General features: G+C 62.3%; 21 protein-coding genes. 9 read left to right on the forward strand and 12 right to left on the reverse strand.

Annotated features, from left to right (window positions below; all coding sequences use genetic code 11):
• Positions 1-78: 78 nt before the first annotated feature.
• Entirely contained in the window at positions 79-2,451 is a 2,373-nt protein-coding gene (locus tag ACR0BA_RS08075) for a mechanosensitive ion channel family protein (protein WP_170357903.1), read from the reverse strand.
• A gap of 373 nt (positions 2,452-2,824) precedes the next feature.
• Here ACR0BA_RS08075 and ACR0BA_RS08080 point away from each other — a divergent pair, with 373 nt between their 5' ends.
• From ACR0BA_RS08080 to ACR0BA_RS08110, 7 genes are read left to right on the forward strand one after another with little or no spacing between them, the layout of a single operon-like run.
• Entirely contained in the window at positions 2,825-4,039 is a 1,215-nt protein-coding gene (locus ACR0BA_RS08080; protein ID WP_170440474.1) for a glycosyltransferase family protein, read from the forward strand.
• The gene (locus ACR0BA_RS08085) at positions 4,036-5,283 is read left to right on the forward strand and encodes a glycosyltransferase family 4 protein (RefSeq protein ID WP_480727251.1); all 1,248 of its coding nucleotides are present in this window, start codon (positions 4,036-4,038) and stop codon (positions 5,281-5,283) included. Before ACR0BA_RS08080 ends, ACR0BA_RS08085 begins: the two co-directional genes overlap by 4 nt.
• Complete coding sequence (locus ACR0BA_RS08090; RefSeq protein WP_480727253.1) at positions 5,283-6,359, forward strand: glycosyltransferase family 4 protein; 1,077 nt, start codon at positions 5,283-5,285, stop codon at positions 6,357-6,359. Before ACR0BA_RS08085 ends, ACR0BA_RS08090 begins: the two co-directional genes overlap by 1 nt.
• Positions 6,356-6,940, forward strand: a complete 585-nt coding sequence (locus ACR0BA_RS08095) for a histidine phosphatase family protein (protein ID WP_480727255.1) — start codon at positions 6,356-6,358, stop codon at positions 6,938-6,940. Before ACR0BA_RS08090 ends, ACR0BA_RS08095 begins: the two co-directional genes overlap by 4 nt.
• Positions 6,937-8,079, forward strand: a complete 1,143-nt coding sequence (locus ACR0BA_RS08100; protein ID WP_480727257.1) for a glycosyltransferase family protein — start codon at positions 6,937-6,939, stop codon at positions 8,077-8,079. Before ACR0BA_RS08095 ends, ACR0BA_RS08100 begins: the two co-directional genes overlap by 4 nt.
• Entirely contained in the window at positions 8,076-8,828 is a 753-nt protein-coding gene (locus tag ACR0BA_RS08105; protein ID WP_480727259.1) for a polysaccharide deacetylase family protein, read from the forward strand. Before ACR0BA_RS08100 ends, ACR0BA_RS08105 begins: the two co-directional genes overlap by 4 nt.
• 18 nt (positions 8,829-8,846) lie before the next feature.
• Complete coding sequence (locus tag ACR0BA_RS08110) at positions 8,847-9,323, forward strand: class I SAM-dependent methyltransferase (RefSeq protein ID WP_480727260.1); 477 nt, start codon at positions 8,847-8,849, stop codon at positions 9,321-9,323.
• Here the strand turns inward: ACR0BA_RS08110 and ACR0BA_RS08115 are convergent, their stop codons facing one another.
• Positions 9,324-10,466, reverse strand: coding sequence for an alpha-D-ribose 1-methylphosphonate 5-triphosphate diphosphatase (locus ACR0BA_RS08115; RefSeq protein ID WP_480727261.1), 1,143 nt, complete (start codon positions 10,464-10,466; stop codon positions 9,324-9,326).
• A gap of 52 nt (positions 10,467-10,518) precedes the next feature.
• Here ACR0BA_RS08115 and ACR0BA_RS08120 point away from each other — a divergent pair, with 52 nt between their 5' ends.
• Positions 10,519-11,202 (forward strand): DUF1045 domain-containing protein, encoded by a 684-nt coding sequence (locus ACR0BA_RS08120; protein ID WP_480727262.1) that lies wholly within the window; start codon positions 10,519-10,521, stop codon positions 11,200-11,202.
• Here ACR0BA_RS08120 and phnN read toward each other — a convergent pair.
• The 7 genes from phnN to phnG all read right to left on the reverse strand — a co-directional run bounded on the left by phnN (position 11,178) and on the right by phnG (position 16,431).
• Positions 11,178-11,732: a phosphonate metabolism protein/1,5-bisphosphokinase (PRPP-forming) PhnN gene (gene phnN / locus ACR0BA_RS08125; RefSeq protein ID WP_480727263.1), complete on the reverse strand. Its 555-nt coding sequence runs from the start codon at positions 11,730-11,732 to the stop codon at positions 11,178-11,180. The two genes, ACR0BA_RS08120 and phnN, sit on opposite strands and share 25 nt — an antisense overlap.
• Positions 11,729-12,412: a phosphonate C-P lyase system protein PhnL gene (gene phnL / locus ACR0BA_RS08130; protein WP_480727265.1), complete on the reverse strand. Its 684-nt coding sequence runs from the start codon at positions 12,410-12,412 to the stop codon at positions 11,729-11,731. The genes phnN and phnL overlap by 4 nt, the downstream gene beginning before the upstream one ends.
• A 24-nt stretch (positions 12,413-12,436) precedes the next feature.
• Complete coding sequence (phnK, locus tag ACR0BA_RS08135) at positions 12,437-13,207, reverse strand: phosphonate C-P lyase system protein PhnK (RefSeq protein WP_480727266.1); 771 nt, start codon at positions 13,205-13,207, stop codon at positions 12,437-12,439.
• Positions 13,204-14,064, reverse strand: coding sequence for an alpha-D-ribose 1-methylphosphonate 5-phosphate C-P-lyase PhnJ (locus tag ACR0BA_RS08140; protein ID WP_480727267.1), 861 nt, complete (start codon positions 14,062-14,064; stop codon positions 13,204-13,206). Before ACR0BA_RS08140 ends, phnK begins: the two co-directional genes overlap by 4 nt.
• A 238-nt stretch (positions 14,065-14,302) precedes the next feature.
• Positions 14,303-15,394 (reverse strand): carbon-phosphorus lyase complex subunit, encoded by a 1,092-nt coding sequence (locus tag ACR0BA_RS08145; protein ID WP_170581867.1) that lies wholly within the window; start codon positions 15,392-15,394, stop codon positions 14,303-14,305.
• Positions 15,395-15,397: 3 nt separating this feature from the next.
• Positions 15,398-15,973: a phosphonate C-P lyase system protein PhnH gene (gene phnH, locus ACR0BA_RS08150; RefSeq protein WP_480727268.1), complete on the reverse strand. Its 576-nt coding sequence runs from the start codon at positions 15,971-15,973 to the stop codon at positions 15,398-15,400.
• Entirely contained in the window at positions 15,970-16,431 is a 462-nt protein-coding gene (gene phnG / locus ACR0BA_RS08155; RefSeq protein WP_170436272.1) for a phosphonate C-P lyase system protein PhnG, read from the reverse strand. Before phnG ends, phnH begins: the two co-directional genes overlap by 4 nt.
• Before the next feature lie 102 nt (positions 16,432-16,533).
• On the opposite strand from phnG, the gene phnF reads away from it, so the two are divergent.
• Positions 16,534-17,250 (forward strand): phosphonate metabolism transcriptional regulator PhnF, encoded by a 717-nt coding sequence (gene phnF, locus ACR0BA_RS08160; RefSeq protein WP_480727270.1) that lies wholly within the window; start codon positions 16,534-16,536, stop codon positions 17,248-17,250.
• A 6-nt stretch (positions 17,251-17,256) separates the two neighbouring features.
• On the opposite strand, the gene ACR0BA_RS08165 is transcribed toward phnF, so the two are convergent.
• Genes ACR0BA_RS08165 through phnE (ACR0BA_RS08175) form a run of 3 tightly spaced genes read right to left on the reverse strand, consistent with a single transcriptional unit; the run spans position 17,257 to position 20,144 of the window.
• Positions 17,257-17,874 carry an LbetaH domain-containing protein gene (locus tag ACR0BA_RS08165; RefSeq protein WP_170357039.1) on the reverse strand — a complete coding sequence of 206 codons (618 nt, stop codon included), beginning with the start codon at positions 17,872-17,874 and terminating at the stop codon, positions 17,257-17,259.
• 24 nt (positions 17,875-17,898) lie between these two features.
• A complete protein-coding gene (gene phnE, locus ACR0BA_RS08170; protein ID WP_480727271.1) occupies positions 17,899-19,266 on the reverse strand; it encodes a phosphonate ABC transporter, permease protein PhnE in 1,368 nt (455 codons plus the stop codon).
• Complete coding sequence (gene phnE, locus ACR0BA_RS08175; protein WP_480727273.1) at positions 19,263-20,144, reverse strand: phosphonate ABC transporter, permease protein PhnE; 882 nt, start codon at positions 20,142-20,144, stop codon at positions 19,263-19,265. The genes phnE (ACR0BA_RS08170) and phnE (ACR0BA_RS08175) overlap by 4 nt, the downstream gene beginning before the upstream one ends.
• Positions 20,145-20,151: the final 7 nt, after the last annotated feature.

A 20,151-nucleotide genomic window follows, 5' to 3' on the forward strand; every position in this document is an offset into this window, starting at 1 on the left:
GCCCGACCGCCGCGCGGCCCTGCCCAACGCTTGGAACGGCGGCACACCTGCGCCGCAGGTCAAAGGGGCGGGAGCGCCCTAGCGGTCGTCTCCACCGGGGCCGATATCGTCCAGATAATCCTCGTCAATCGCGGCTTGCACCGCGCCGGTGACCGCCTCGCGTTGTTTCGGAGACAGGTCTTCGGGCTCCTTGCCATCGGCCAGTCGTACCGTGACTTCGCGGTGGGCAAACTTGATGCCTTCGCGCGCGAACAACTCGCGGATTTCTTGGTACACCTTTTTGCGCACCAGCCACTGGTCGCCCGGCTTGGTCATAAACTTCACCCGGATGATCATCGCGGAATCCTGCATCTCGATAACGCCCTGCGACTTGAGCGGCTGGATGAAGTTGTCCCCGATCACCGGGTCCTCCAGCAACTCCTGTCCCAGCTTCTTGATCAGTTTACGGACCTTCTCGACGTCCGTGTCATAGGTCACGCGCAGAGGCAGTTTCATGATCACCCAGTCGCGCGAGTAGTTGGTCAGAACCTTGATTTCACCAAACGGGATCGTGTTCAGGGCCCCCAGATGGTGGCGCAGCTGGAAAGACCGGACCGAGATTTTTTCGACCGTACCTTTGACATCTCCGATGTCGATGTATTCTCCCTTGCGGAACGCGTCATCCAGCAGGAAGAACGCGCCCGAGAAAATGTCCCGCACCAGGGTTTGCGAGCCAAAGCCCACGGCCAGACCGACAACGCCGGCGCCTGCAAACAGCGGGCTGACATTTATTCCCAGTTCCATCAGAACGATCAGCACGATGGTCACGACCACCACGGCCAGTATGGCGCCCCTGAACAGAGGCAGCAGCGTGGCAAGGCGGCTTTGACCGCCCTCTCCGCCCTCGTCACCCAACTCGGCTTCGGCGGCTCCATCATCGGTTTCTTCAGCGATCTTGGTGTCGATCCAGATCCGGAAGAAGTGGAACAGGATGTAGCCGATGAACAGGATCACCATCACATCCAGCGCCCTGCCAATGGGCAAATCCTCGCTCCAGCTGGCTTCGGGATTCCAGATGACGACCAGCGCATAGATGCCGACGACAAAGGCCAGGATGCCCGCGACACGCCGCGCAAGATCTTCGTAGGTCACCAATGTGTGCTTGCGCTTCTCCGCCTCGGGCGTCTCCGAGGTGCGAACGGCCTCCTCATCGGAATCGAGTTCGGCATTCAGAGCCTCGATCTGCCGGTTGCGATCGAAGTACCGCTCGAGCAGATAGTTCATGGCGCCATATGCGATGACGACCGACATGAAGATCATGTAGCTGCTTGCGACGATCGGCAGCGAGTCCTCGGTCTCGAGCACCAGATCCACCGCCAGCTTGAACCAGCTGAAGACCAGATACACGATCAGGGCCGGGGCCCAGCCAAATGACACGAACCGCAGCAACCAAGACACCTGGTCCGGCTGACGGCCGCCTCGGATGGCGTTCGAAATGGCCCGGGCATTGAACAGGATCATCAGGATGTTTCCGACCATCCCGATCAGGGTCAGTCCGCCATAAACCATCGCGTAGACGTTGTAGTTTAGCCCGAAATCCGCCACCCAAGTGGAAAACAGAACAGCGGTAATATCATAGGTCGCCAGCGCCGATGCCCAGATGTACAGCCGCTTGGCGTCACGGTCCGAGAATGGCGGCAACCTGTATTGGCTGAGATACGGCGACAGCACCATCCGCCATAAGTCGGATACCGTACGTGACAGGAAAAACGCGGTGAAAATCGCCGTGACGGTGAACTGGATCGAGATATCTTCGGCCTCGCCGAAGAACAGATACCCGACGATCAGAGCCATCAGCATTGCGAACACCGTGGCCCCGATACCCATCAGAAACCGGAACACAAGGAACGGCATCTTTTCCCGATACCCCTGCGGGTTTTCCTTGATCCGGGCGACGACCCACCGTCGGGCAAAGCGCTTGCCGTACAGCTCGATCGACAGCCATCGGCCAACCATCAGGAACAGTATGTTCCATCCCAGCACCTCGACATAGGTGAAAATCCGGCCATCAGGACTGGTTTGCTCGAGGATGTAGCGCACCTCGAAGATCGAATAGGGCAACGCCTCAAGGCGGGATCGCACGGCTTCGCTGAACTTGGCAAAGCGCTCCTGCGCCTTCATCAACTGCGAACTTTCCGCCATCGGATCATGAGCGACGTCCTCGGGCTGGCCACCAGCCTGCCCGACCGAGGATACGACCTGCCCGGCGCTGTCAATGACGATCACGCTGGCGCCCGCCTCGGTCGCGGCGCGGATCGCGGCCGCGACATCGTTGTCCTGCGGGGCCTCTGTTTCACCGGACGCCCCGGGATACCCCGGGATCAGCGAGGTCTGCGCCGCCGCACCGGTCGCGAAGGCCAGAGCGATTGTCCACGTCAGGAACAGTACACGGACAAGAAAGTTCGGTTTCATAAGGTCTTGCATCCTGATCTCTTGCTGCACGACAGCCTATAGAACGCACCGGCCTTGATCAAACGATCCACTCGCTGCTTCCCGACATCGTGTAGGACCGTGTTTTTGGCGCAAGCCCAAAGGCAGGATGTTTCCAACCCTATGGAATTCCTATAAGAGCAGGCAGCATCCGGCAAATCCGGGCTTTGCCAACTTCGGGGAATGTTGCAGGCTTCGCGTTATTGGTGACTTGCGCAATGGCTGTTGCCAAATCGCAATGATTGACGCATTTGCGGCTTTGACACAGACCCTTTGGCAGGCGGCGTCAAAAAATATAAGATAACTGGTGCGAAACGCGCGGAAACTGCACCGTAACAAAGATACGAGCGAGGGCATGAGCCTAGGCATCGACGACAAACAGACCGGTCGCGCTCCGCGCATAATGTTCTACAGTCACGATACGTTCGGACTGGGTCATCTCAGACGCTCCCGAGCGCTGGCTGCGGCAATGACGCGGGCGAACCCGCGGGCCTCGGCCCTGATCCTGACGGGCTCGCCCGTTGCCGGGCGCTTCACTTTTCCGCGGCGCGTGGACCATGTACGCCTGCCGGGCGTGACCAAGCGGGCCGATGGTTCGTATGCCGCGCGCACGATCGGAATGGGGATTGACGAGGTCACCGAGCTGCGTTCGGGACTGATCCAGACCACCGTGCGCCAATTCGATCCGGACGTCGTCGTCGTCGACAAGGAGCCGACCGGATTCCGAGGCGAACTGCTGCCCACCCTGGAACAGCTGTATCAATCCGGGCGCGCCAAACTGGTGCTGGGTCTTCGCGACGTTCTGGACGAACCCGAGGTTCTGGCGGCGGAATGGGCCCGAAAGGATGCCGTCGCCGCGACCGAGAAATACTATCACGAAATCTGGGTCTACGGCCTGCGGTCCGTTTATGACCCGACAGAAGGATTGCCGCTCAGCCCGTCGGCGCAGGCCCGCATTCACTGGACCGGTTATCTGCGCCGCGATCTCGGCCCTGTCGGCGAACCTCCCGAGCAGCCTTATATCCTTATCACGCCCGGAGGCGGTGGCGACGGGAAGGCGATGGTCAACCTTGTCCTGTCCGCGTACGAAAAAGACCCTAAGCTGTCCCCCCGAGCCCTGCTTGTCTATGGCCCTTTCCTGTCCGGTGAGTTGCGCGAAGAGTTCGAGACCCGCGTGGCGGCCCTGAACGGTCGTGTGACGGCGGTCGGGTTCGAATCCCAGATCGAAACCCTGTTCGCCGGCGCGGCGGGTGTGGTCTGCATGGGCGGATACAACACGTTCTGCGAGGTGCTGTCCTTTGACAAACGCGCGGTTATCGTCCCGCGAACCACCCCGCGGCTGGAACAGTGGATCCGTGCCTCGCGCGCCGAGGAACTGGGTCTTGTGCGGATGCTGGACGAAACCCGCGACGGGTTGACGGCCGATGCGATGATCACGGCCATTCGCAACCTGCCGCAGCAGCCCCTTCCGTCGGAGGCGATCAAGGCAGGTTTGCTGGATGGCTTGGACTATGTCTCTGATCGGGTCGAGGCCCTGCTAAGCGTCGAAAAGGAACGAGCGACCGGATGACCGACGCAGAGCCGAGACTGGCGGTGTTGGTCAAAGGTTGGCCGCGCCTGTCCGAGACGTTCATCGCTCAGGAACTGGTTGCTTTGCAGGATGCCGGCCACGCTTTCGACATCTGGTCATTGCGCCACCCGACCGACACCAAACGCCACCCCCTGCACGACCGGTTTCAGGGGCGGGTGCACTATCTTCCCGAATACCTGTACCAGGAACCCCAACGCGTATGGGCGGCGAGACGAACCGCACAGGCGCTTCCGGGTTACGCACAGGCCTACCGGGTGTGGCGACAGGATCTGCGTCGCGATCCCACGCACAACCGGATCCGCCGCTTTGGACAGGCTTGCGTTCTGGCCGCGGAATTGCCCGGCGACACGCGCGCGCTGTATGCCCACTTCCTGCATACCCCGTCCTCGGTTGCCCGCTATGCTGCAATCATGCGCGGCCTGCCGTGGAGCTTTTCGGCTCACGCCAAGGATATCTGGACGTCGCCCGAGTGGGAAAAGCGTGAAAAACTTCACGCTGACACCTTCGGAGCGGCGTTCGGCGCAACCTGCACCGAGATCGGCGCGCGGCACTTGCGCGATCTGGCCGATGACCCCGCCCGTGTCGATCTGATCTATCACGGGCTGGACCTGACGCGATTTCCTGAGCCGCCCGTACGAGAGTTACGATCCATCGATGACCGGTTCCATATGGTGTCCGTTGGACGACTGGTGGAAAAGAAAGGCTTTAATCGCTTGATCCACGCCTTGGCCATGCTCCCCCCAGAGATCGACTGGCACTGGACCCACATTGGCGGCGGCACCTTGTCGGACAACCTGCGCGGCCTAGCGGAAAATCTGCGCCTACAGGATCGCATCACCTGGAAAGGCGCCTGCGATCAACCCGAGGTCATTGCGGCCATGCGCGAGGCGGATCTGTTCGTGCTGCCCAGCCGCATCGCCGCGGACGGTGACCGGGACGGCCTGCCCAATGTCCTGATGGAAGCCGCGTCGCAAAAACTGCCGATCCTGTCCACTCCGGTCTCGGCCATTCCCGAATTCATCCAGACCAACGTGCACGGCATCTTGTCCGATGACGAACCCAAGGCGCTGGCAGACGCCATTTCCACCCTGGCCGCCGACCCGCAGAAAGCGGCAATCATGGCCGATGCGGCTTATGACCGCTTGCTTGCCAATTTTCGCATGGACCCCGGCATTGCGCGTCTGTCCCGCCGCCTGAAAGCCTTGTGCGCGGAGGGTACTTGATGGTTCGGGTCGCCTTCTATGCGCCGATGAAAGCCCCAGACAGCCCGGTTCCGTCCGGCGACCGCGAAATGGCTCGCAACCTGATGGCTGCAATCGGGGCCGACGGGCATCGTGTTGATCTGGTCTCGCGGCTGCGCATCTATGACAAAACCGGAGACCCGGACCTTCAGAACCGTCTCGACCGCGAAGCCGCGGCCGAGGTCACCCGACTGAGCACAGAACTGCCTGCAGATACAGGCCTCTGGGTGACCTATCACAACTACTACAAAGCTCCGGACCTTTTGGGGCCCGCGGTCTGCCGCGCGCGGGGAATACCCTATGTTCAGCTTGAGAGCACCCGCGCCATGTCGCGCCTTTCCGGGCCCTGGGCCGGCTTTGCCCAAGCTGCGCACGATGCCTGCGACGCCGCGCAGGTGATCTTCTATCACACAGCAAATGACTTGATCACACTGGAACGCGAGCGGTTCGGTGATCAGTCATTGATTGAACTCCCACCCTTCCTGCCCCGATCGGACCTGCCTCGACCCTCTAGATGCACGGGGCCGATGCTGACGGTGGGAATGATGCGTTACGGGGACAAGTTGGAGTCTTTCCGCATTCTGGCCGATACGCTGGCATTGCTGAATGGGGATTGGACGCTGAACATCGCCGGCGACGGACCAGCCCGCCCGGATGTCGAGGCTTTGATGGCCCCCTTCGGCACAAGCGTCCGGTTTCTGGGCCTGCTCAGCCGCGATGACCTTGAAACGATCTACTCCGATGCTGCTCTGTTGGTATGGCCGGGCGTCAACGAAGCCTACGGGATGACCTATCTCGAGGCGCAGTCCGCGGGCGTCCCCGTTGTCGCCCAGGATCGCCCGGGAGTGCGCGACGTACTGGCGCCTGCCAATCATCCTGCCCCTGATTACGGCGCCGCCGCGCTGGCCGAGCGAATTGACCGGCTGCTGTCCGATCCCGAACTGCGTCGGAGCGAAGGTCAAAAAGCGCGCGACTACGTGGCCGGCCGTCATTTGATGCCAACCGCAACGCGGACGTTCTGGTCGGGTGTTTCTTCGCTGGTAGGGGAGATGTCATGACACGTCTGGCCCTTCTGCGCCACGGTCATACCGCCTGGAACCGCGCAGGACGCATTCAAGGGCGCAGCGACATCAGCCTCGATGATCAAGCAAAGGCCGAACTGGCCGGATATCGCCTGCCCGCCCCTTGGGACCGGGCCGAACTATGGTCCAGCCCCCTGACCCGCGCCAGCGAAACTGCGCGGCTGGTGGCCGGGCGCGAACCCGCAACCTCGGCCGCTTTGGTCGAGATGAATTGGGGCGACTGGGAAGGCCAACGCGGAGAAGACCTGATTGCAGATGCCAACACTGGGTACCGGCATATCGAGGATTGGAGCTGGGAATTTCGTCCCCCCAACGGCGAAAGCCCGGCCGACATTCGCCGCCGCCTTGTGCCATGGCTGTCCAGCCTTACCGGTGACAACGTTGCCGTCTGCCATATCGGAATCATGCGGGTCATCCTGGCCCTTGCCTGGGGGTGGGAGTTTACAGGCCCCGCGCCGTTCCGCATCAAACGCAATCGTCTCTACGTGGTCGATTTAGAGCAAATGCGACCGGAGGCAGAGCCCGTCCGGCTTATCCCGCGCGAGGCCGGGTTATGAGGACCATGATCGTCGTCACCCATCTGCTGGGGACCGGACATCTCAGCCGCGCCCTGACCTTGGGTCGGGCTTTTGCGGATGCCGGACACGACGTGACCGTCGCATCCGGCGGGATGCCTGCACCTCAACTGAACACAGATGGAGTTTCCCTGCTGGCACTGCCACCCCTGCGTTCGGACGGTACCGATTTCACGCGGTTGCTGACGGCCGACGGAGATATTGTAGACGCGGCCTATCTGAACTCCCGCGCTATTGCCCTGACCGAGGCTGTTCGACGAGTAAACCCCGATGTCCTGATAACGGAACTCTATCCCTTCGGCCGCCGTAGCCTGGCCGGCGAATTTCTGGCCCTGCTGTCCACTGCGCGGTCACTGCCGTCCAGTCCGGTTGTTCTGAGTTCGGTCCGGGACATCCTCGCGCCACCGTCGAAAGTCGCCAAAGCTGCGCGGACCGAAGAAATCATTGAGCGTTTCTATGACGGCGTACTGGTTCATTCCGACCCAGAAATCACGCCGCTGGATGCCAGCTGGCCGGTTACAGACAGTTTGGCCGGGCGCATGTTCTATACGGGCTTTGTTGCCCCGCCTGCGCCGGGCCCTCATGAACAAGGGGAAGGAGCGAATGAAATCCTGGTCAGCGCTGGCGGCGGATCGGTCGGACAACCGATCTTTCGCGCGGCCATCGAGGCCGCCCAAAAGATGCCCAACAGGCGCTGGCGCCTGCTGGTCGGCGGTCAGGATGCCGAAGACCGGATTGCCGAACTGAGGCATATGACAAATGGCGAAAATGTCATTCTGGAGCCCGTACGTCCGGATTTCAGACAGATGCTACCGCTGGCCGCAGCCTCGGTCAGCATGTGCGGGTACAACACCGCCATGGACTTGCTGCAATGCGCGACCCCGGCCGTTCTGATCCCATTTGACGATGGCAAGGAAGTGGAACAAACCCTGAGGGCAAAGAGCCTCGCGCGCCTGCCTGCCGTCGACGTGCTGCCCAGCGCGAAGCTGACCGGAGAGGCATTGGCCCAAGCAGCCGACCGCGTTCTGCATCAAGGCCCGCGCGAACCATTGAACGGCGGGTTTGACGGAGCCCGCAAGTCGGTAGAGATTGCCACCTCGCTCTGGGAGGCTCGGCAATGACAACCGATTGGGCGCCGCTGCGATCCGAATTGCAGGTGTGGCGAGAGGCTGGGCTTACGCTTCCACTGTGGTGGCGGGACGATGACGCGATCGCGCCCAGCCGGCAATTGGACCGTTTGGTGGACCTGTCATCCCGAACCGGGCTGCCGGTTCATCTGGCCATCATTCCACGCGATGCCAGTCAGGGTCTGGTCGACCAGGTTGCCGACCAGACCAGCTTGGTTCCGGTGGTTCACGGCTGGGCGCACCAGAACCACGCGCCTGAAGGCGAAAAGAAGTCCGAGTTCCGCCTGCATCGTCCGCTCGCCTCGATTGTGTCTGATGCACACCATGGCTTCCTGCGTTTGCAGGAGTCCTTCGGTGATCGTCTGTGCCCGATGTTCGTCCCCCCTTGGAACCGCATCGCGCCCGAAGTGACGGCAGAGCTTGCGGAGATCGGCTATCAGTTCCTGTCCACGGCCACGCCCAGAACGCACGTAGAAGCAGCGCCAGGCCTGACTCAGGTCAATACCCATCTGGATCCGATCGACTGGCGCGGTACGCGAGGGTTGGCCGATCCGAATGCGTTGATCGCCAAAACCATCTCGATGCTGCAGGATCGCCGCGAGGAACGTGCCGACCCAACCGAACCTTTTGGCGTGTTGACCCATCATCTTGTCCATGATCAACAGATCTGGGACTTTACCGAGGCGCTTCTGGATTGTCTCATGGCGGGCCCCACACGCGTCTGGTCCGAGGGACCACACTGATTACCCGAGGAGACATTGATGAGCCGACTGGATTCCATGCTGCGACGCCTGACCGCCCAGCGCGACGGGCTGAACTGGGCTGCGGCGCGGATCAAAGGGCTGAAAGGCGATGTTCTGGACATGGGTTTGGGCAACGGCCGCACCTATGACCACCTGCGCGAGATCCTGCCCGACCGGCGCATCTGGGTCATGGACCGGGTACTGCAGTGTCACCCGGACAGCACCCCGCCGGCCGAAGATTTTCTGCAGGGCGAGGCCGAACCGATGCTGAAGAAGCTGGCCGAAGACGGCCCGCGGATCGCATTGGCGCATTATGATTTCGGTCGCGGGATCAAACATGAAGACGTGGCCGAAGCGGCGAGGCTCAGCAAGCTGATTGGCTCGCTCATGGTCCCAGGCGGATTGCTGATTTCCGGCCAACCGCTGGAAGGGTTCGAGCAGATCAACGGCCCGGACTCCATCGCGCCTGACCGCTATCTCTTCTATCTGGCCTGATCAGGCCACGCGCTGCCCGCGCGACCAGACCGCGGTCAGGGCCGGGACGTCGCCCCGCATTCGAAAACGGATCAGGTCTGCCCGCAGCCCCGGTTTCAGAGCGCCGCGATCCGAAAGGCCCGCCGCCCGCGCCGGAGCCCGTGTCACAGTGGCGATGCCACGCGCCATGTCATCCCAGATGCGCCCAAGAGTAACGGCTGACAACAGCAAGGCTGACGGCACATAGTCCGACGACAGAATGTCCAAACACCCCAAGTCGGCCAGTTCCCGTGCTGCCACATTCCCAGAATGTGACCCGCCCCGGATCAGGTTTGGCGCGCCCATCATGACCTGAATGTCATGAGCGTGACAGGCCCGTGCGGCGTCGACCGTCGTTGGGAATTCGGCCAGCCGAATGCCATGACGGGCGGATATCGCCACTTGCGCCTCGGTCGTGTCGTCGTGGCTGGCCAGAACCGCTCCGAAGCGGCGCGCGGCGTCCACGGCCTCTTGCTCGTGGCGGTCTCCATTGCGGTCCCTCAGCCCCCGCAACTGGTCCACGTGCCGTGCGAACATGTTGTCATCCATAGCGTACTTGCCTTTGAGATAGGCTTCGAACTTGGACAGGTCCCGAAACTGGCGCTGGCCGGGCGTGTGATCCATCAACGAAACGATGCCCACCCGGTCTTCTGGACCGAATTCCTGCAGTTCCTCGACCAGCGTCTCGGAACAGACTTCGGCGCGCAGATGCAGAAAGTGGCTGATCTTGAGTGCGTCCTGCTCTCGCAACTCCCACAGCTCGCGCGACAGTCCGCGCGCGTATTTCAGATACCGTCCAGCACCGGACGGGATCGACCCCACGCGCATAGCGTCAAAGACGGTCGTGATCCCGGTGCTGGCCAGTTCCGCGTCATGCGCAAGAATGGCTGCGGCATGGGGCCAGTCCACCCTGGGCCGCGGCTGGATGTGGCGTTCCAGGTTGTCGGTGTGCAACTCGACCAGGCCGGGCGACACATAGTCCCCGCCACAGTCAATCGCGCCTTTCGGAACAGCCGCGCCGGTGTCTATGTCAGCGATCGTCTGGCCGACGATACGGACACACCCCCGGACAGTCTCATCCGGCAGGACAAGCAACGCATTGGCAAGGGTCAGTTCATCTGTCATCGGAATTTCACGTGGTTTGAGGTAAGGAGAGGCCACGCAACAGGAGGCCATTGTGAATTTTGCGCGATACGCGATCTATTTCGTTCCCCCAGCCCAATCCGACTGGAGCAGGTTTGCAACCGCGTGGCTGGGGTGGGACATCGATGCGGGACGGACCGTCGACCATCCGACCATCGACGGGTTGGACGTCGCCTCGGTAACACAAGTGCCGCGCAAATACGGGCTTCATGCCACGATGAAGCCGCCGTTTCGCATGCGTGAAGATCAGTCGCTGTCCGCTTTGCAGGATACCTGCGCCCGTCTGGCCGGTAAATTCGCCCCCGTTTTGCTGGACAGGCTCGAAGTTGCCCGCCTTGGTCGGTTTCTTGCTTTGCGGCCCGTGGGCGACACACGGGACCTGAACGCGCTTGCGGCGGCTTGTGTCCGCGACCTGGACCCTTTTCGTGCCCCGGCCTCGGAAACCGAGATGAACCGGCGCCGAGCGGCCGGGCTGACCATGGAGCAGGACGCCAATCTGACGAACTGGGGCTACCCATACGTTCTGGAGGCTTTCCGCTTTCACATCACCCTGTCCGGTCGCCTGAGCAAGCCGATGCTGGAAAACGTGCAAACCGTTCTGAACCAACGGCTTGTCCCATTGCTGCCAGCCCCTTTTGACATAGGGGACCTGGCCCTTGTGGGCGAGGCTGAAGACGGGCGGTTCCATATGCTTCAACGGTACGCCCTTTCGGGTTGAAGGCCGGACAAGATCGTTTCAACGGTTGCATCCAGTGACCCGGAATTGTCGACCTCGATCACGTGGTTCAGGCCTTCGGGCAGGGCTGCAGTGGCGCGCCCCAAACGCCGGGCTTGATCAGCCGCGCTTTCCCGGCCGCGCACTGCCAGACGTTGTGCCAGAACCTTTGGTTCGGCCGTCAGGGATATCACGATCAGCTCTCGAAATTCCTTCTGCGCCTCGGGCAACACAGCCCTTGAGAGGTTGACCAGAACGGCGTCGGCCCTTCGGCGTTGTTCCGTGATCGCAACGGGTATGCCGTAGCGCAGCCCGTGCGCGGCCCAGTGCAGAACAAAGCCGCCCTCTTGGACCAATGTTTGAAACGCCCGCTCGGACACGCGGTCAAAATCCTCGCCGCCTTCGCCATGGGGACGGGTGATGACTCTACGCACCCTTTCGAAGTTCGGCACGCGCGCCAGTAGTGCTTGGATCACGCTGTCTTTTCCAACACCCGAAGGCCCGACAACTGCAATGACCGGGGCCATCTTCATGCCGCCGCCCCCGGCGCAAACTGCGTGACGTCGACCACGCGGTTGCAGACCCGGTCACGGGCCTCTTGGTCGTGGAATATCCCGATGATCGCCGCGCCGCGGGCCTTTGCCTCTTGGATCAGGGACAGCACGGTTTCGCGGTTCCGTGCGTCAAGGCTGGCCGTGGGTTCATCCAGCAACAGAGCCGGATAGTCATGCGCAAATCCACGCGCGATATTCACCCGTTGCTGTTCACCGCCCGAAAACGTCGTGGGGCTGAGGCGCCAAAGCGGTTCCGGAATGTTGAGACGCTGAAGGAGGCCCGCTGCCTTTTCCAGTGCGGTCTGCCGCTCGCACCCCTGAACCAGAAGCGGTTCGGCCACGACCTCCAGCGTCGGCACACGCGGCACCACGCGCAGAAACTGGCTGACATAGCCCAGGGTCTCCCGGCGCAGTTGCAGTATCTCGCGCGGTTGGGCCCGGGCGACGTCCAGGCCGCCCACCCGCACCTGCCCCGAGGCCGCCAAGTAGTTGCCGTAGATCACCCGCATCAGCGTCGACTTCCCGGCCCCGCTGGCCCCGGTCAGGGCCACGCATTCTCCGGCCCCGACCTGTAGCGACGCGCCCGCCATCACGGGGATCACGGCGCCGCCCTGATTGTGCAGGGTAAAGCTCTTGCTCACGTCGATCAGTTCAATCATCGGATTTCATCTTTTCTGTAGCATTCAAACCTGCAGCACGCTGGACACGAGCAGTTGCGTATAGGCATGCTGCGGGTCGTCCAGCACCTGATCGGTCAGCCCCGCCTCGACCACCTCGCCATCCTTCATCACCATCAACCGGTCCGCCAACAGCCGCACCACGGCCAGATCATGGGTGACGATGATAGCGCTCAGCCCCATCTCGCGCACAAGGCCGCGCAGCAGGTCCAGCAGCCGCGCCTGCACCGAGACATCCAACCCGCCGGTCGGTTCATCCATGAAGACCAGCCGCGGACCGGTCACCAGGTTGCGCGCGATCTGCAACCGTTGCTGCATGCCGCCCGAAAACGCGCTGGGTCGGTCGTCCACGCGGCTTTCTGCAATCTCGACCCGGCCGAGCCAATCCAGCGCCTGCCCGCGGATCTGACCATAGTCCCGGCTCCCCACGGCCATCAGTCGCTCGCCGATATTGCCGCCGGCGCTGACCGACATGCGCAGCCCGTCGCGGGCATGCTGATGCACAAATGCCCAGTCGGTGCGCCCCAGCATCCGGCGGGCCGGTTCCGACATCGTGACCGTGTTCACCGGCCCGTCGGCGCGGGTATCAAAGATCACCTGCCCGGCATCCGGTTTCAAATGCCCGGCCAGACAGTTCAGCAGGGTCGACTTGCCCGACCCGCTTTCGCCGACGATCCCCATCACCTCGCCGGGGTAGAGGTCGAAACTGACATCCCGGCAGCCGATCCGCGCGCCATAGCGCTTCTCGATGCCTTTGACCTGCAAGAGCGGGGTCATGCCGCATCCTCCTGCGCCAAACGGCCTTGGTGTCCGGCCTGGCGGCGGGACCGACAGTAATCGGTGTCCGAACACACGAACATCCGGTTGCCGGCATCGTCCGTGATTACCTCGTCCAGGTAACTGTCTTCGGCCCCGCACAGATCGCAGGCATGATCGGCCTTGCTGGCCTCGAACGGGTAGTCCTCGAAATCGAGGCTGACCACCCGCGTATGCGGCGGCACCGCATAAATCCGCTGCTCGCGCCCGGCCCCGAACAGCTGGATCGCGTCCATTTCCAGTTTCGGATTGTCGAATTTCGGGATCGGAGACGGGTCCATCACATAGCGGTCGGCCACCCGGACCGGATAGGCATAGGCCGTGGAAATCGCGCCGTGCTGGCTGATGTCTTCGTAGAGCTTCACATGCATCAACCCGTATTCCTGCAGGCTGTGCATCTTGCGCGTCTCCGTCTCGCGCGGTTCCAGAAACCGCAGCGGTTCGGGGATCGGAACCTGATAGACCAGGATCTGGTCGGCACGCAGCCGAGCCTCGGGGATGCGGTGGCGGGTCTGGATGATGGTGGCCTTCTCGGTGTCTTCGGTTGTGGCCACGCCCGCCGTCTTTTCAAAAAACTTTCGGATCGACACGGCATTGGTCGTGTCGTCGGCGCCCTGATCGATCACCTTGAACACATCATCCGGGGTCAGCGTCGCGGCCGAGACCTGAACCCCGCCCGTGCCCCAACCATAGGGCATGGGCATCTCGCGGCTGGCAAACGGCACCTGATAACCCGGAACGGCCAAGCCCTTGAGAATGGCCCGGCGGATCATCCGCTTGGTTTGTTCGTCCAAATATGCGAAGTTATACTCATTCATTTGATGTATCACTTTCGGTTTTTGGTGTTGTTGTGGACGGTTATCTGGTTACCTCGGCCTTCGCGGTCGTCATGCTCTACTTTCTCTGGCGCAGGATACATTCCCGGCGACGGCGCAGGGCCATGCGGCGCGACCAACACGGCGAATGGACCGCGATCGGCTCGGAAACCGCCACTCGGCCGTTGGCTGCCGAAAAGATACCCCATCAAGCGGACAGGATGCAGGAAGGTCACTGAAGTCATTCCGCCGCCTCCAATAGGGCCAGACGTTCTTCGGCCTCACGGCGCAATTTGCGCACCAGTTCCAGTTCGGACTGGAAATCGACGTAGTGCGGCAGCTTGATATGCTCCAGAAAACCGGTCGCCTGAATGTTGTCGGCATGGCTGAGGACAAATTCCTGATCCTGCGCCGGGGCGCCCAGATCGTCTTCACCCAATTCATCCCAGCGCAAGGCGCGGTCCACCAGCGCCATGGCGATGGCTTTGCGCTCGGACTGGCCGAAGACCAGCCCATAACCGCGTGTGAATTGCGGCGGCTCGGTCTTTGATCCCTTGAACTGGTTCACTGTTTCGCATTCGGTCAGGGCGATCTCGCCGATCTCGATCGCGAAACCCAGTTCGGGGATCTCCATCTCGACCGCGACGGTGCCGATGCGCAGCTCGCCCACGAAAGCGTGGTTGCGGGCATAGCCGCGCTGGGTCGAATAGGCCATGCCCAGCACGAACCCCTCGTCCCCGCGCGTCAGTGCTTGCAGACGCAGGGGGCGGTCCGCCGGGAACTCCATCGGTTCGCGCGTCAGGTCGCCGGGCGGCTCATCGCTGGCGGGTTCGTCCTGGATCAGACCTTCGTCCTTGAGGAATTCGGTGATGTGCGGGGTCGGCTCGTGACGCGGCGCGGCGGTGGGGGCCTCAGGCTCCGCACCATCGGCGGCCAGTTTGAAATCCAGCAGACGGTGCGTGTAGTCGAAGGTCGGGCCCAGAACCTGCCCGCCCGGTGCGTCCTTGAACGTGGCCGAGATCCGGCGGTCGCAGGCTATGCCGCCGGTATCGACCGGGGTCGAACAACCAAACCGCGGCAGGGTGGTACGGTAGGCGCGGATCAGGAAGATCGCCTCGATCAGATCACCCCGCGCCTGTTTGATCGCCAGCGCGGCCAGATCGGGATCGTACAAAGAGCCCTCGGCCATCACGCGGTTCACCGCAAGGCTGAGCTGTTCGCGGATCTGGGCCAAGGACAATTCAGCCACGCCGGGATCGCCCCGGCGTTCCTCGGCCAGCCAGGCATGGGCGTTTTCGATTGCCTTTTCGCCCCCTTTTACGGCTACGTACATGGCCTAACCCTTTGGATCGATGCGGGTGCTGCGCGGCAGGGCCGCGACCGTATCCCCGCAGGTGAAGAAGAAATCGCACCCCAAGGGGTACAGGTCCGAATTGGCCTGCAGCGCCGCGACATCGGGCAGGGCAAGGCGTGCAGTGTCGCGGATGCCGGGCCCTCGCAGGGTGGCGCCGGATTGGTGCAATACGTCGCACTCCACGATCAGGGTGGCGGATCGGTCGGGATATTCCGGCGTGCCGATCCGGTACTGGTCCAGCGGCACCAGATCCTGCCAGAAACCGAAGGCAAAATCCGCCTGCGCGGCGGGCACGAGGGGCGCTCCGGTGTGGAAAGTCAGCCATTGGCGAATGGCCGGGTTGTCGGCCGCGCCCGCCAGATAAACGCCCGTATCCGGGTCGCACAGCGTCAGCAGCAGCGTTCCCGCAGCGACCGACAGGCCGTTGGGCGGGGTCGCGCCATTCAGCTGCCGCAGCTCACCCGGACGCGCCATCACGGTCATGGCCGCACGAAAGGCGTGGGCCGCCTGAACCGGCGCATCGGTGAAACCGCCTGAAAAACGGGTCTGTTGGGTCATTGATCCTCTCCCCGAACCATCGTGAAGAACTCGACCTTGGTGGCCGCGGCCTTGGCGGCCCGGGCCGTTCTGGCCGCCTGGACCTGGCGGGTCAGCGGCTCCAGGATTCTCGCCCGCACCGCGTCGGCGTGCCCGGTCTGCATCAGCGCGTCGATCAGAGCGGCGGTTTCGGCATGGGTCTTGTCGCGCCCCTGCACATATCCGTGGCCCTCGGTTCCGTCAGGCAGAACCAGAGCGCAGCGCGTGACCGTCATCTCGCCCAGATTGAAGGGCGCGCCCGAGCCGCCTGCCCGCCCCCGCACCATGACGCCGCCGATCTCGGGCGTGCGCAACCACTGGAATTCGGGACTTGCGCCATAGGCGGTCCACAAGGCAGCCAGCGCCTCGGCCGGCGCACGTGCCAGAAGGCCCAGCCAGGCCCGTCGATCACCCGTCGCGATTTTTGTCTGATCCGCCATCAAAGCCTCTTGGCCAAGTTGTCTACACCTACTATACAACTAGACAAATAATAGCGGAGCAAAGGGTGACTCGCAACGAATATGCTGTGAAGTTTTGATGACATGAGCCAAACACCGATCTGGAAGACCATCGCGCTGGCGCTGACCGCCGACATCGCCGAGGGGCGCTTTGCAACCGGCGACCGCCTGCCGACCGAGGCGCAGTTGGCCGCGACCCACGGCGTGAACCGCCACACGGTGCGCCGGGCCCTGGCCGAACTGGCCAAGCAAGGGCTGGTGCATCCCCGCCGCGGGGCAGGCGTGTTTGTTTCGGCAGCCGCAACCGATTACCCGATCGGCAAACGGGTCCGGTACCACCAGAACATCTCGGCCAGCGGCAAGATCCCGGGCAAGCAGGTGCTGTCGCTGATCACCCGCGCCGCCGACAAGACCGAGGCCGAGGCGCTGGCCCTGGCCCCCGGCGACCCGGTGCATGTCTATGACGGGTTGTCGCTGGCCGATGGCCAACCGATCGCGGTGTTCCAAAGCGTCTTTCCCGCCGCGCGCCTGCCCGACCTGTCCGAAGCGCTGGCCCAGAACGGCTCGGTCACGCGGGCGCTGCGGCACTGCGGCGTGGCGGATTATACCCGCATCTCGACGCGCCTGACCGCCCGCGCGGCTGATGCGATTCAGGCCCGGCACCTGCACCTGATCGAGGGCGCGCCGGTTCTGCATTCGGTCGGCATCAACGCCGATCCGCAGGGGCATCCGGTTGAATACGGCAAGACCGTCTTTGCGGGCGAGCGGGTCACTCTGACGCTGGATGACGATCACGGGTGATGCCGGTCAATCCTCGTATTTCTCCAAAAACGCCTCGGCGGGCAACGCGCGGAAATCCGGCAGCGCCGCGCGCAGTCGGGCATTGTCCCAGTCCCACCAGGCCAGAGCCATCATACGCTCGGCCACGTGTTCGGGGAACCGGCGTCGGATGGGGTGGGCAGTGACGCCGCCGACGATGGTATAAGGTGGCACGTCCTTGGTCACGATCGCCCCGGAGGCTACGATTGCCCCGTGCCCGATCGTCACCTCGGGCTTGATGATGGCCGCGTGGCCGATCCAGGTGTCATGCCCGATATGCGCCAACCGCCCGGCGCGCCGGGCGAACCAGTCCGCGTCGTCCTCGGCATCGTCCCAATAGTCGGCCGAGCGGTAGTGGAAGTGATGCAGCGACGCTTTCTCGATCGGATGGTCGGTGGCGCCGATCCGGGTGAAACTGGCGATATTGGCGAATTTCCCGATCCGTGCATTGGCGATGTCGCAGGTGCGGTCGCAATAGGTATAGTCCCCAAACACCGAATTCGTCACCCGCGTTCCGGCACCGATTTCGACAAAGGCGCCAAAGCTGCTGCCGGTTATCTGGCAATCCGGGTGAATGAAAGGCTGGTCCGGTCGCAAGCGCGCCATGGTCTGCAAGTCCTCGTATACGGTTCAAGGCAACATCAGGGGCTTGGCCTGCGGATCGCGCTGTTTGCGCGACTTGGGCGGCCCGCCCTGGATCAGCCGCCTGCGCAGCCAGCCCGAAAACCAGTCCATCAGCATGACCATCAGGATGATCAGCACGATGTAATAGGCGACTTCCTCCCAGTCTTTCTGGGTGATAATCGCCTGTGTCAGCAACAGACCGATCCCGCCCCCGGTTATCGCCCCGATCACGGTTGCGCTGCGGGTGTTGGATTCCAGGAAGTACAGGAGCTGACTGAGCAGAACCGGCGTGATCTGCGGGATCACACCGAAACGATATTTCTGCGGCGCATTGGCCCCGGTGGACTGCACGCCTTCGATCTGCTTCTGATCAACATTTTCCAGCGCCTCGGAGAAGATCTTGCCGAAGGTGCCGGTATCGGTGACCAGGATGGCCAGCGCCCCTGTCAGCGGCCCCGGCCCGAAGGCGCGTGCCAGAACCACCGTCCAGATCAACGCATCAACACCGCGCACGAAATCAAAGATACGACGGGTGGCAAATCGGACCGTTCTAAACGGATTGAAATTTCGTGTCGCCAGAAATGCGAGGGGCAAAGCGATCATCCCCGCCCCCAGAGTACCTAGAAAAGCCATCAGAAGCGTTTCAAAGATCGCCCACGCAACATCCTGATGGCGCCACATTTTGTTGGTCCAGAAATCGTCAAATATTTCCGCGGCCTCGCCCGATGCGGCACGCCCCATCAACTGGCTGAAAGACTGACCGTGATAGGGGCTGTCCAGTGTGAACCAGAACAGTTCCCACCCGTTGAAATACCGGAACACCTCGGCCCGGTTGCGTGTCACGGTCAGCCGGCCCGCCGGCGTGGTGATCGCCAGGCGGTTCTTTGACATGTTGATCCAGTCCGGCACCTCGGCAGTCGGCAGCTCGGCCTGCACTCCGGCAGACCGGCTGGGCGTTGCGCGCACTGTTCCGTAACCGGGGATGTCATATTCCACGGTTTCAGGTCCAAAACGAACGATATGGCCATCTTCCAGGTCAATCACCGTGGTTTCGCCCAAAGCGACCCATTCCGGCGCAGTGCCATCCGGGTAAGCACCCTTGCGCTCTCCCTCGATCGCGACGGACACTTGTCCGTTTCGATTGTCCCGGGTCACATGAGTCTTGTAGCTGTAGCTGTCGGATACAAGCGTCTTGCCGTTTTCCCAGTTGGCCCGCTCGGTCAAGCCGGGCACGTCAAAGGCAAAGAAAACATAGACCAGGTATAGAATGAGCAGCCCCGGCAACCCGAAACTCACAGCCCGTTTGTGCCGAAAGATGTGGTCGGCTTTGGCTTTCAAGTCGTTGATCGGCAGATCAGTGGCAAAGGTGCTCATGCTGCGGCTCCTTTGGCGGAACCGTGTGTCAGGCGGTCACGCAAAATGCCGGACAGCTGATCCACGGCCACGATGGTGACGAACAGAAGCAGAAAGATGGCCGCCGCCTCGTCGTAACGCCCCTGCCCCCAGGACATGGCGTTGCGCAGTTCGTACCCCAAGCCACCTGCCCCCACGAAACCAAGAATGGCCGAAGCGCGGATGTTGATCTCGAACCGCAGCAGGGCGTAGCTGACGTAGTTTGGCCCGACCTGCGGGATCACGCCCAAATACATCCGCTGCGACCAGTTGGCGCCAACCGACTGCAGCCCCTCTACCGGTTTCAGAGAGGCGTTTTCATTCACTTCGGAAAACAACTTGCCCAGAGCACCGGCAGTGTGAATGGCGATGGCAATCATTGCAGGCACAGGCCCGCCGCCCAGAACAAAGATCAGTACCAACGCGATGACGATTTCCGGAACGGCCCGGCAAATATCAGAAATACGGCGAAAAACGGGGATCAACGACGGCCACAGCGCCATGCCGCGGGTGGACATCAGCGCCAGAATGGTGCCGCCCAGAGTGCCCACCAGCGTGGCCGCGGCGGCGATATTCAGTGTTTCGATCAGCGCGGGAAAGAACTCGACCAAATTCGCGGGCAATTCCCCGATCTTCTCCCAGGCCTCAGTCAGAACCTCGGCAGGGTAATCGAAAATGCGGTTCCACCCATCGGCAAAACTACCGGCGTTTCGCATGTCGGCGGTCCGGAATCCGGCCGCCATAAGTGCCACGAACAGGATCAGAAGTATCCCACCGTAAACCCGTTTTCGACGGGTCATGCTGATGTAATCCTCCCGGATCCGGTCGAGGCCGGCGGATCCCGCGGTCAGGTCGGTCATGAAAGGC

It is taken from the genome of Ruegeria sp. CI5 (assembly GCF_056536885.1).